Consider the following 12038-nt stretch of genomic DNA (forward strand, 5'->3'; position numbering starts at 1 on the left):
CTCAGTTTATGGAACCACACCGCGCGCCCGTCAGGGACTGGAACTCGCAGGCATAGGCCGACTGGTCTTTCTGCATAAATACGATGAACTTGCCGCCATTCGGCACGGCGGCCTTGATATCATAACCCTTGTTCAGAAGCTCTGCCATGGTCTGCTCGCCAGAGGCTGCTCCCGAGCCGGTGCTGTCGCCGGTAATCGGCTTGCCCACCACCTGCCCCATCGAGCCAAGCTTGGTCGTCGTCTGCTGCGCAGAGGCAGCCGACGCAAACATCAAAGCGGCAATGACGAGGGGAAGACGCTGCATCAGCGGTCGACCTCGCCGAAGACGATGTCGAGCGACCCGAGAACTGCGGTGACGTCGGCCAGCTGGTGCCCACGGCAGAGGAAATCCATTGCCTGCAAGTGAACGAAGCCCGGAGCACGGATCTTGCAGCGGTATGGCTTGTTAGATCCATCAGCCACCAGGTAGACGCCGAACTCGCCCTTCGGCGCCTCGACGGCCGCATAAACTTCGCCGGCCGGCACGTGGTAGCCCTCGGTGTAGAGCTTGAAATGGTGGATGAGGCCTTCCATCGAGCGCTTCATGTCGCCGCGCTTCGGCGGCACGACCTTGCCGTCCAGCGACGACACAGGACCGGTCTTGGCGACGCCGAGAAGACGGTCGACGCACTGCTTCATGATCCGCACCGACTGGCGCATCTCTTCCATGCGTATCAGGTAGCGGTCGAAGCAATCGCCGTTCTTGCCGATGGCGATGTCGAATTCGAGATCGGAATAGCATTCGTAGGGCTGCGAGCGACGCAGGTCCCACTTGGCACCGGAGCCACGGATCATGACGCCGGAAAAGCCCATGTTCCAGGCGTCTTCCAGCTTCACTACGCCGATATCGACGTTGCGCTGCTTGAAAATGCGGTTGCCGGTGAGCAGACCTTCGATGTCATCGAGGATCTTCAGGAAGGGATCGCACCACTTGCCTATGTCTTCGACGAGCTCCGGTGGAATGTCCTGATGGACGCCGCCCGGACGGAAATAGGCTGCGTGTAACCGAGCGCCGCAAGCGCGCTCGTAGAAGATCATCAGCTTTTCGCGCTCTTCGAAGCCCCAGACCGGCGGCGTCATGGCACCCACGTCCATCGCCTGTGTCGTGACGTTCATGATGTGCGACAGGATGCGGCCGATTTCCGAATAGAGCACACGAATCAACTGCCCGCGAATGGGTATCTCGAGGCCAAGCAGCTTTTCGACGCCGAGCGCAAAGGCGTGCTCCTGGTTCATCGGCGCAACGTAGTCCAGCCGATCGAAATAGGGCACAGCCTGCAGATAGGTCTTGGTCTCGATCAATTTCTCGGTGCCACGATGCAGCAGGCCGATATGCGGATCGACGCGCTCGACAATCTCCCCATCCAGCTCCAGCACCAGACGCAGCACGCCATGCGCAGACGGATGCTCCGGACCGAAGTTGATCGTGAAATTACGGACGTTGTGTTCAGTCATTGCTCGTCGCTCCGCTCCTGCAGGCATTAGCCATTAGGCAATAGGCAGTCGGTTCAGTCTTAGCCTTCATTTGCTCCGTACCTCCTGCAGGCGCCGCACGAGAGAGCGAAGCATTTTTCCGATTTCTTCACTTGTGGAAAGCGCCGTTTCAAGTTGATGCGCCTCAATCAATCCCACGCGTGAACACAGTATGAGATGCGTTTCCAATTCCTTCAGCGAACCCTGCGCGATCTTCAGATGATGAACGTACGCGCCCGTCGTTTCTCGTCCGTAACCTTCGGCAATATTCGCCGCAACAGAGGCCGCGGAACGTCTTATCTGCGAAACGAGGCCGTAGATTTCGTCTTTGGGAAAAGTCTTGGTCAGGCTGTAGCAGTCAACTGCAATATCCATCGAGCGCTTCCACACTATCAGATCCTGATAAGAGTTAATCGCCGTCGCAGTCTCCCCCACTATTGCCTACTGCCTATTCCCCAAAGCCTAACCTACTGCCTACTGCTTCGCCTTCTCGTCACCCGGCAGCACCACGGGCGGGAGGACGTAGTCCGTGCCTTCCCAGGGGCTGAGGAAGTCGAAATTGCGAAATTCCTGTTTCAGTTCCACCGACTCGTAGACGACCCGCTTGGCCAGATCATCGTAGCGTACTTCGACGAAGCCGGTTGTCGGGAAATCCTTGCGCAGCGGATGGCCCTCGAAACCGTAGTCGGTCAGGATACGGCGAAGGTCCGTGTGGCCGGAGAAGGTGATCCCGAACAGGTCCCATGCCTCGCGCTCGAACCAGTCTGCACCGCGAAATACACCGCCGGCGGACGGAACGGCACGGTCTTCCGTCGTGACGAGCTTGATGCGGATGCGCAGGTTCTTCGTCGGCGACATAAGGTGGTAAACCACGTCGAAACGCTCCGGCCTCTGTGGCCAGTCTACGCCGCAGATATCGGTGAGCGCGATGAACGCACATTTCGGATCGTCGCGCAGAAATGTCAGGAGCGCAACGATGTTGTCTGCATCGGTTACGAGCGTCAGTTCGCCGAACTTGATCTCCGACGAGGAAACCAGCGTACCGCGCGCTTCGCCGATGTAGGCTGCAAGTTCGCTCAGGGCTTCAGTCATTATACTTTGTCCCTCGATCTAGCGTTCGATCGTGCCGGTGCGGCGGATCTTTTTCTGCAGCAGGAGCACGCCGTAGAGGAGCGCTTCTGCCGTGGGAGGACAGCCCGGGACGTAGATATCGACAGGCACGACGCGGTCGCAGCCGCGCACGACCGAGTAGGAATAGTGGTAGTAGCCGCCACCATTGGCGCAGGATCCCATCGAGATCACATAGCGCGGCTCAGGCATCTGGTCGTAGACCTTGCGGAGCGCCGGGGCCATCTTGTTGGTGAGCGTGCCCGCCACGATCATCACGTCGGACTGGCGCGGAGAGGCGCGCGGTGCAACACCGAAGCGCTCCATGTCGTAGCGTGGACCGGAGACCTGCATCAGGCCTTCCACGGCGCAGCAGGCGAGCCCGAACTGCATCCACATCAGCGAGCCGGTACGAGCCCAGGTGATGAGGTTGTCGGTGGTTGTCGTCAAGAAGCCCTTGTCGGCCAGCTCGTTGTTAACTTCGCCGAAAAACGGATCGTTGCTGCCGATGGGACGGCCGGTCGACGGATCGACAAGGCCCTTCGGCTGCGGCGCGATCAGCGTCGCGTTGCTATTGCCTACTCCCATTCCAGGGCTCCCTTTTTCCATTCATAGACGAATCCGATGGTCAGCACGCCGAGAAATACCATCATGGACCACAGCCCGAACCAGCCGATCGATGAGAACGACACTGCCCACGGAAACAGGAAGGCAACTTCCAGATCGAAGATGATAAAGAGAATCGACACAAGGTAGAAGCGAATGTCGAATTTCATGCGGGCATCGTCGAAGGCGTTGAAGCCGCATTCGAAGGCCGAAAGCTTTTCCGGATCCGGTGCCTTGAAGGCGACGGCAAAAGGCGTGACCAGCAGCGCAAGGCCGATGATCAGGGCAATTCCGATGAAGATTGCGATCGGAATATAGGCGCTCAGAAGTCCAGTCATGGTGTCCATCCCTGCCTGCGGGGGGAAGCGCCGGGGCGGCACCTCGGGGCGATTGCCCAGCAAGCGAAAGAGCATTGCAACACGCCGTGGTTAGCGCAGGCGACGCGCCGGTGCAAGAGCTTTGACGGGGGATTTGGACGCGCGTCAGGACACGTCGGCTGCAAAGCATAATACCTATGCGCGCAGACAGAGCAAACGACGGGGCAGCACAGGTCGGCAGGCTACTGAATTATCATTGAAAATAACGACTTATCGGAAGCTGCAATGTCTTGCGCGACCAGACATCGGATCACGTAGCAGGAGAAACCGCATGGCTTCGATGCCACTATGCCGCACTTTCGAAGGTTTTCTGGGAGGGGTCATCAGCGTTGGCTAATGGCGCGAGTGACGGGGCTCGAACCCGCGACCTCCGGCGTGACAGGCCGGCACTCTAACCAACTGAGCTACACCCGCGCATATTATGTGGCCCTAAAGCCGTGACCCCAAACAACCGGAAAGGCGATCTTCAGAAGATCTGCTTAACTTGAAATGGCGCGAGTGACGGGGCTCGAACCCGCGACCTCCGGCGTGACAGGCCGGCACTCTAACCAACTGAGCTACACCCGCAATTCATTTCAAGCATTCCGGACACTTGCGTATCCAACCGAGCGGCTCGCCGTTCGATGAGCGGCTAACTACGAGGTTCGCCTTTTGGTGTCAAGCAGCTTTGAAGACAATTCCATGACCGCCGGTGATTTGTTTTGGATGACCATCCGGGGCTTCCCGCAAAGCACGTTGGAGCCGCCGTTTGCCGCCAAAACCATCGAGCCCGAAGCAGCGTTGCCTTTGCCCTCGGCCGAAATCCGGAGCCGATTCGTGCTCGCCGCATTGGTTGGTTCGAATACAGCCCTCCCCGCAGGCTCGCGGCACCTCGTGTGCGGAGCCCTTGCTATGATCCATGCCCGGGATGCCGGCGTATGTCTTGCAACGGCGTGCCAACGGGTGACGCCGGCAATCACGGGAGAGAATAGATGCGTTTTGGACGAACCCTTATCGCCGCCGCCCTGCTGCAGCTGGTGGGCGTGGCCGGAGCATCCGCCGCCGATCTGCGGCTTGAACAGTACTTTGCGGGGCACACCGTGGCGACCGGGCATTTTGGCGCAATCAACGGCGTCAGCCGCGATTTCAAGGTCAAGCTTACGGGCACATCGTCGGGCAAGCATTTTTCCCTGCGCGAGGACTTTCGCTATGCGGACGGCGAGACCGACCGCAAGACCTGGCGCTTCACGCGCACCGGACCCAACACTTATCGCGGTACGCGAGAGGATGTGGTCGGCGACACCGAGGTGAAGATTACCGGCCAGACCGCGAGATTCACGTACCTGGTCAACCTCGAACCGAAGGGCAAACCCAACATCGTCCGGTTCCATGATTCGATGGTCGTCCAACCGGATGGCAGCATGATCAACAACGCCTGGGTAACGAAATATGGCTTCCCCGTTGCGCGCACGCATGTGGTCTTCACGCGCCCCTGAGCCTAAAGCCTGATGAGATCGAGCTCCTTGCCGATCTCGCGGGTGGCGATATCGACGACACTCATTTCATGGGTGAAGAGAATCGTCTGGAACCGATCAGCCGTACCGCAGAGAGCTTTGAGGCCCGATGCGGTGCGATCATCGTCGAACGTCTGGAAAATGTCGTCGACAATCAGCGGCGCTGGCTCGTTGCGCGCTGAATAGTCCTCGAGGAAGGCAAGCCGCAGAGCAAGGTACAGCTGGTCGCCGGTGCCTTCGCTGAGGCCGTCGAGCGGCACTTTCTCGCCACCCGTCCGCTCCGCCTGCAGCTGCAGCTCGTCCCTGTCGTCGTACAGCTGCACCAGGCGCGAAAAACGGCCACCGGTCAGCACAGAGAACAACTCCCCTGCCCGGCGCATCACAGGATCTGCCTGCCGCTCTCGGTAGGTTTCCATGGATGACGCCAGCAGGCTCGATGCCAGCTTGAGGACCAGCCATTCGCGGGCGAGCGCCTTGGCCTCCGCCTCCGCCGCGTTTTTCTGGAAGACGGCCAATTCCGCGCCCGCACCGTTCTCGAGCAGCTGGCGTTGCCGCTGGTTTTCCGCGAGCCGCACGTTCAAGTCCGCAAACCGGCTCAGCTGGGTCTGGTCTCGGGCAGCCAGCTGCTCGATTTCGAGCTCCGCTACAACCCGGTCGAAACCCGATAGGCCGGCCCGGACATGTGCCTCATCCTGTCCGTTTGCCTGCAGTGCAAATCGCGCCCGGCTTTCAGCGAGCCGGCTTTGCAGGCGGCGGCGCTCCTCAAGCCGCGCCAGAAGCGCATCGAGGTCATGCTCACCCGGCACCTGTATTGAAAGTGCGGCGAGTTCGGCCTCGACCTCCTCCAGATCCGACCGGCATCGTGCCAGCCGTAACCCGGCCTGCTGGCGGGCCTTTTCCAGAGCCGCGCGGCGCTGGTCGCCGGCATTGGCCGACACGGCCCGCTCGTGCAGCGCTTCTGCGGCGGCATCGGGCGCCAGCGGCTTCAGGTCCGGCGCGATGGCGTTCACGAGATCCCGTACGGCGTGCTCGAAGGCTGTCGTATCGCGCTGCATGCCACGGACGCGGCGGCGGCGGTTTTCCCGCTCCGTCAGCGTTTCCGGCAGCGACTTCCATATCTCGATCGCCGCCTCCGCCATATCGACGGTGGTGCCTTCCGGTAGCCCTATCGCCAGCGCGGCGTTGGCAAAGGCTGCCTCGAATTTGGCGATGGAGACGTTGATATCCGACTGGCGCTGTTCGAGACTGGCGATGTTTTCCCGCGCCGCAGCGCGCTTGCCCTCGAGCGACCGGCTATCGGTCCAGCGCTCGGCTATCGTCTCGATGTGTCGCGACAGGCCACGAGCCAGCGCCGATGGCGCAAGGGAGGCGGCGGCGCTGTATCCGGTCGCATCGGCGAGGTCTGCAAGCACCGGTCCGAGCCGCGCTTCCTTGCGTTTCAGTTCAGCCAGTTCGTCCCTGATGTCGTCGAGGGTTTCACGCTGCCTGGAGAGAGCGTCGACGGCGCGGCGCCAGTCGATCATGCGGTCCGGCGACAACGGTTTGACACCGGCCGGCTCGAACAGCTGCCGGTATGTTTTACGCGCAGCCTCGAGCGCCTTGTCTTTGGTAAAGCTCTCGGACCGTGCGGCCTCCAGTTGCGGGTCGAGTTCGGCCTGCCGCAGACGGAGCTGCGTGTGACGCGAGACACGGTCGGCGTTGGCCAGCGCCAGGTCGGCCAACCTGTCGGCTTCGCGGATGGCTTGCGACACCACTTCTGCATTATCCTTGGTAGATTTCGGTGCGGCAGCGAAGGATTGCCAAACCCCGTCTCTCAGGATGCGCGCCTCGGCGATCTCTTCGCGGGTGACGATCGAGCCCTCGTGCTGCATACCGGCGATCTTTGCGACGATCTCGCTGGCCTCGTTCTCCAGCGCCGCCAGTCGGTTGGCAGCATCGCGGCTATCGGCCTCGGCCTCTGCCAGGGTGTCGCCCTGCTTGGCGAGTGCTGCGATATCCGGCAGGGGAACGGACAGCAGCCGCTCGAGGTCGTCTATCGCAGGCGACATTCGGGCGGTGGCCGCCTCGAGGTCTCTCTCCAGACGCTCCACCTGAACAGCAACGGCATCCAGACGCGACAGTTCAGACAGATCGGGCTGCAGAACGGTCATCTGCTCCTGATAGGGCTTGGGGTCGATGAGCCTGCCGCTCGCCGCCGTCTCCTCAAGGCGCCGCAACTGGTCACGCGCCTCGGCCAGTCTCTGGCCGACATCCGAATGATCGCGCTGCAGGGCCATGCCCTCGCTGGTGAGCCTGCGGATGCGCGCGAGTTCCGCGTCGCTTGGCTGAACGCGTTCGACCTCGGCCACATCGCTGAGGCCAAGCCTGCGGGCGAACTGCACCAGACGGGCGTCGAACTCATCGATCTCGCCCGATACGCGCTGCATGTCCTTGGTCTTGGAACGATAATCGGCTGTCTCGGCGTAGCGGGCCATGATCGCCGGCGCCGCTGCCCGTATCGCCTCATCTACAGGGGTGGCGCTGATGTCGTCGGCAATGCGGCCCATCTCGGCATCGGCAACGCGGATCGCAGCCTCTACCGCCTGACGACGCGCCAGCGCTTGCGCCAGCTCCGTTGCAAAAGCCTGCGGCAGGGCGGCAAGGTCGACGAACTCGGCTAGCCGATCCTGCTCCGCATCGATTTCCGCCAGCACCGGCTCCAGCGTTTTCAGCATGGTGAGGCGATCGAGGGTGTGCCTGGTCTCCTGTCGCTCCGCCTGAAGCGCTGCCAGCTGGGCCTCGATATCGGCAGCATCGGCCAAAAGCCGTTTCCAGTCGCCGGATTTCAGCTCGCTGTCCCGCTCGGCGCGCTTGGCCTCGTCATGGCGCTCGAGCACTTGGTAGAACGACCGATCCTTGGATTTTCGCGGCCCGAAGATGAGATCGGCCTCATTCTCCAGCGACTGCTTCAGCTGCGTCAGGCCGAGCAGACCGGAGGCCGCCGAAAACAGCAGGCTGCCGATCTCGCCGCCACCTTTCAGCATCGCGGCAGCACCAAGGCGCAGGCGATCGGAATTCAGCCCGAAGGCACGCTCGAAAACATCGCGGTTGAGACTCCCGATAAAGGCTGCAAGCGCATCCTCCGGCAATGCGGTTTCCGCGGCGTCTGCCGACAGCAGCGTGTTCTTGCGGCCACGACGGCGGCGGAAGGCAAGGCTCTGGCCGCCTTGGCTGACAATTTCGGCGCCGACCCGCAATGTGTTGGCCTCGTGCAGGAAACTGTACTCGGCAGCCGTCGGGAAACCGAACATCAAATCGGAAATCGCAGCCAGAGCCGACGACTTTCCGGCCTCATTGGGCCCGTAGATGATGTGCAGCCGCGCGTCCGGCCGGAATTTCAGGGTGCGGTCTGTGAGTGCGCCGTAACGCAGGATTTCCAGGCTCTTGAAACGCATCGGCTAGACCGCCCCTCCGGACCGGGCAACCAGCAGGTCGCGGGCTTCGGCCAGCAGCGATTGCAGATCGACGTCCAGCGGCTGTTCCTGGGCGCCGAGACCGCCCGGCAGCTTGGCGACGATTTCCGATAGACGGGCCTCAGCCTCCGAGATCACGGCCGGCGGCAAGTCTGACGCCGGCGGGATCAAGGCGTCCAGGTCCAGCCCGGCAGTCGCGCTGGCGGTGACAGCGCGACCTGCCGGATCCTCAAGCCTGATCTCAAGCTTCTCCAGCCAGATGTCGGCGTGCGCACGATGGCAGGCTGCCTGTACTTCATCGTGAAAATCCCGGCGGCGGGCAATGATCGCCTTGCGGACGTGGCTTTCGCCGGAAAGCCGGATGCGTAGAGCCAGGATGCGTTCCTCCATAGCCTCGACCAGCGGCTCGACTGCCTGCTGGATACGACGCAGGATCGCCTGCTGATCGTCATCGACATCGACAAGGACGGCGAGTTCGCCGAAGCGTGCCTCGTCGACGATGATCCGGGTGTGGGTGACGATACCATCCTCGACACTCACCAGCAGCGCGCCCTTTGGGCCGCATTCGCGGATGCTTCGTCCCTGCAGGTTGCCGGGAAACAGGATCGCCGGGTTTTCAGCCAGCAACTCGTATTCGTGAACATGGCCGAGCGCCCAGTAGTCGTAACCGCGCGAGCGCAGGTCGTCGAGCGAACAGGGGGCATAGTTGGCATGCGGCTCGCGGCCGGTCAGCGAGGTGTGCAGCACGCCGATGTTGAACCAGCCGGGGACCGCGGCCGGATAGCCGAGCGCCAGGTTGTCGGTCGCCGAGCGGTCGGCAAAGCCCTGCCCGTGCAGCGCGACTTTCAGGGCCTCCAGCTTGAACGTGCCGGGTTTGCCAGTCGGAAACTGGTGGACGTTATCGGGCAGCGTGATCGTCCGGGTGATGACACTTTCGGCGTCGTGGTTGCCCTTCAGCAGATAGACGGGGATACCAGCCCGCTCCAGCCGCGCCATCTCGCGGTTGAAGAACAACCCGATCTTGTTGTCCTTCCAGTCGCCGTCGTAGACGTCACCGGCGATGACGAAGAAATCCACCCTGCGCTCGACCGCTCGATCGACCAGCGTCGAGAAGGCCTTGCGGCTGGCATCGACGAACACAGCTGCAATGTCGGCATCCTTCAGTGCCAGCCCCTGGAAGGGACTGCCAAGATGGAGGTCGGCGGCGTGGATAAAGGTGAATGAGGACATGCTCTCCAGACAGCAAAGGCGTCGAGCACCTTTTTTAAGCGTCTTCGGCAGCGAATGCTATGGCGACAGGTCGCTCGTCCCGGGGTTATCCAGCGTTAACGGCTTGCCGCCGGCACGCTGCCTATGCCGGGATTTCGACAGTCAACGAAAAGCGTGCGGTTGCCGCAGGGGCGAGGATCTCTGAGTATGGCCTGTCGGCCAGTTCCTTCGAGCCATCGATCTTCGCTGCCGTGCCATGCCAGGGTTCGACGCACAGGAACGGGGCACCGGGTTTGGACCACAGCGCGAGGTTCGGGAGATTTTCGAAAGCGAAACGAAGATGTGGCCCGCCCTCCGCGCCATAGGTAAGCCCCTGCCCTGCACCCTCCGGAAAGATCATCGCATCCGCATCGAACATTGCATGATCGAGCTGCAGATGGCCGGCCTTGAACGGCGATGGAAGGGTGCCGGGCTTTACGAGACCGCCCTGGAGCCTCACCAGCGCCGGTTCGGCGCCATTATCGAGGGTAACGCCGTGTGGCTGCCCTTCGCATCCCGGCAGCGGCCAGACGAAGGCTGAGTGGAAGCCAAGGCCGAACGGCATCGGCGTGTTGCCGAGATTACTGACTTCGGCAGAAACCGTCACCGCCCGCCCCGCGATCCGATGCTCGACGGCGAGCCGGAATTCAAAGGGGTATACCGCCCGCGTTTCTGCCGAGGCTGCAAGTTCGTGCCGGCTCATGGTCGCGGTCGATGCTGCGAGGACAAACTCGCTGCGCCGGGCAAAGCCGTGCTGCCCCATGGGATAGGTCTTGCCATCGATCGTCAGCTGGTCGTCAGGAGCCCTGCCGACGATGGGAAACAGGATCGGCGAGCGACCGGTCCAGAACGCGGCATCGCCATTCCAGAGATAGGAACGCCCATCGTCTGATGTCAGTGCCTGCATTTCAGCGCCGAGAGACGAAATGTCGACGGTGAGGAATTCGTTGGAGAGGCGAATGGGCGTCGGCATGGCGGATACTCATGACTTCGAGTCGAGATGGAGCTTACCGGGGCGACCTCGGGATTTCCAGCGAGGAGACGAATTTACCGGCGCCGACCACGACGTTGGTTGCCGCGCCGCACCCCGCCTCTATCTGCGTCTCGGTCGTACACGAGATCCGCTTGCTGCACACGAAGCCGCCTGCTACGCCGACACCCATCCACCGGAGGAGGAATACCATGAGATACCATCCATTTGGACGCACACCATTCATCGTCAGCGACGTCGGTTTCGGCGCCTGGCAGATCGGCGGCGCCTGGGGCGACGTCAGCGAGGCCGATGGGCGGGCCGCATTAAACGCAGCGCTCGATGCCGGCATGAGCTTCATCGATACTGCCGACGTCTATGGCGACGGTCGCTCGGAAAAAATCATCGCCGAAGTGCTGAAGACACGTGGCGGCGAGCGGCCGATGGTCGCCACCAAGGCCGGCCGGCGGCTCGATCCACATGTCGCAGACGGCTACACCAAGGCCAACATCGAGGCCTTTGTCGACCGGAGCCTGAAGAACCTTGGCGTCGACAGCCTCGATCTGGTGCAACTCCATTGCCCGCCGACGGAAGTCCTCTATCGGCCTGAGGTTTTCGAGGCTCTGAGCGAGATGCAGACGGCGGGCAAGATCAAGGGATATGGCGTCAGCGTCGAAAAGGTCGAAGAAGCGCTGAAGGCTATCGAATTCCCGGGCGTCGTCAGCATCCAGATCATCTACAACATTTTCCGCCAGCGTCCGTCCGACCTGTTTTTCGCAGAGGCACGACGCCGGAATGTTGCCGTCATCGCCCGCGTGCCGCTGGCAAGCGGCCTGCTCTCCGGCAAGATCAACTCCGCCACGGCATTCGCTGACGACGACCACCGCAAGTTCAACCGCAACGGCGAGGCCTTCGATGTCGGCGAGACCTTTGCCGGCGTGCCGTTCGAAGTCGGGCTGCAGGCCGTAGAGGAGGTCCGCAAGCTGGTGCCGGAGGGGACGACCATGGCGGCCTTCGCACTGCGCTGGATCCTCATGAGCGACGCCGTGACGGTGGTCATTCCGGGGGCTAGAAACGGCGAGCAGGCGAAGGCAAATGCCGCCGCAGCCGATCTGGCGCCGCTATCGGCCGATGTCATGGCGGCCACGCGCGACGTCTACGACAGGCTCGTCGCACCGCACGTGCATCAGCGCTGGTAAACGAAAAAGGGTCCGGCAAAAACCGGACCCTCTTATAAGCGCCGCCAGCATGGATCGCCGTGATCCGGCCGGCA

General features: G+C 62.0%; 11 protein-coding genes and 2 tRNA genes. 2 read left to right on the forward strand and 11 right to left on the reverse strand.

The features are described 5' to 3' along the window. Position 1 precedes the first annotated feature (1 nt). From J5278_RS12485 to J5278_RS12520, 8 genes are all read right to left on the reverse strand, one after another. Positions 2-304, reverse strand: a complete 303-nt coding sequence (locus tag J5278_RS12485; protein WP_209183502.1) for a hypothetical protein — start codon at positions 302-304, stop codon at positions 2-4. After that, entirely contained in the window at positions 304-1494 is a 1191-nt protein-coding gene (locus J5278_RS12490) for an NADH-quinone oxidoreductase subunit D (RefSeq protein ID WP_142829055.1), read from the reverse strand. The genes J5278_RS12485 and J5278_RS12490 overlap by 1 nt, the downstream gene beginning before the upstream one ends. 66 nt (positions 1495-1560) lie before the next feature. Next, positions 1561-1887 carry a four helix bundle protein gene (locus J5278_RS12495; protein WP_209183500.1) on the reverse strand — a complete coding sequence of 109 codons (327 nt, stop codon included), beginning with the start codon at positions 1885-1887 and terminating at the stop codon, positions 1561-1563. A gap of 99 nt (positions 1888-1986) precedes the next feature. After that, the gene (locus J5278_RS12500) at positions 1987-2604 is read right to left on the reverse strand and encodes an NADH-quinone oxidoreductase subunit C (protein WP_209183498.1); all 618 of its coding nucleotides are present in this window, start codon (positions 2602-2604) and stop codon (positions 1987-1989) included. Between the two features lie 18 nt (positions 2605-2622). Further along, on the reverse strand, positions 2623-3207 hold the full coding sequence (locus tag J5278_RS12505; protein WP_142829058.1) for an NADH-quinone oxidoreductase subunit B family protein: 585 nt from the start codon (positions 3205-3207) through the stop codon (positions 2623-2625). Further along, entirely contained in the window at positions 3198-3563 is a 366-nt protein-coding gene (locus J5278_RS12510; RefSeq protein ID WP_111220802.1) for an NADH-quinone oxidoreductase subunit A, read from the reverse strand. The genes J5278_RS12505 and J5278_RS12510 overlap by 10 nt, the downstream gene beginning before the upstream one ends. Positions 3564-3939: 376 nt before the next feature. Beyond that, positions 3940-4016, reverse strand: a tRNA-Asp gene (locus J5278_RS12515). A 76-nt stretch (positions 4017-4092) separates the two neighbouring features. Next, positions 4093-4169: transfer RNA gene (locus J5278_RS12520), tRNA-Asp, on the reverse strand. 404 nt (positions 4170-4573) lie between these two features. On the opposite strand from J5278_RS12520, the gene J5278_RS12525 reads away from it, so the two are divergent. Next, on the forward strand, positions 4574-5077 hold the full coding sequence (locus J5278_RS12525; RefSeq protein ID WP_142829486.1) for a DUF3833 family protein: 504 nt from the start codon (positions 4574-4576) through the stop codon (positions 5075-5077). A 2-nt stretch (positions 5078-5079) separates the two neighbouring features. Here the strand turns inward: J5278_RS12525 and J5278_RS12530 are convergent, their stop codons facing one another. From J5278_RS12530 to J5278_RS12540, 3 genes are all read right to left on the reverse strand, one after another. Continuing rightward, positions 5080-8529 (reverse strand): YhaN family protein, encoded by a 3450-nt coding sequence (locus tag J5278_RS12530; RefSeq protein WP_209183492.1) that lies wholly within the window; start codon positions 8527-8529, stop codon positions 5080-5082. 3 nt (positions 8530-8532) lie between these two features. Continuing rightward, positions 8533-9777, reverse strand: a complete 1245-nt coding sequence (locus J5278_RS12535) for a DNA repair exonuclease (RefSeq protein ID WP_209183490.1) — start codon at positions 9775-9777, stop codon at positions 8533-8535. Between the two features lie 121 nt (positions 9778-9898). Beyond that, complete coding sequence (locus tag J5278_RS12540; protein ID WP_209183488.1) at positions 9899-10768, reverse strand: aldose 1-epimerase family protein; 870 nt, start codon at positions 10766-10768, stop codon at positions 9899-9901. A 209-nt stretch (positions 10769-10977) separates the two neighbouring features. On the opposite strand from J5278_RS12540, the gene J5278_RS12545 reads away from it, so the two are divergent. Then, positions 10978-11964: an aldo/keto reductase gene (locus tag J5278_RS12545; RefSeq protein ID WP_209183484.1), complete on the forward strand. Its 987-nt coding sequence runs from the start codon at positions 10978-10980 to the stop codon at positions 11962-11964. Positions 11965-12038: the final 74 nt, after the last annotated feature.

The sequence above is a fragment of the Rhizobium sp. B21/90 genome (genome assembly GCF_019355815.1).
Lineage (GTDB): Bacteria > Pseudomonadota > Alphaproteobacteria > Rhizobiales > Rhizobiaceae > Rhizobium > Rhizobium rhododendri.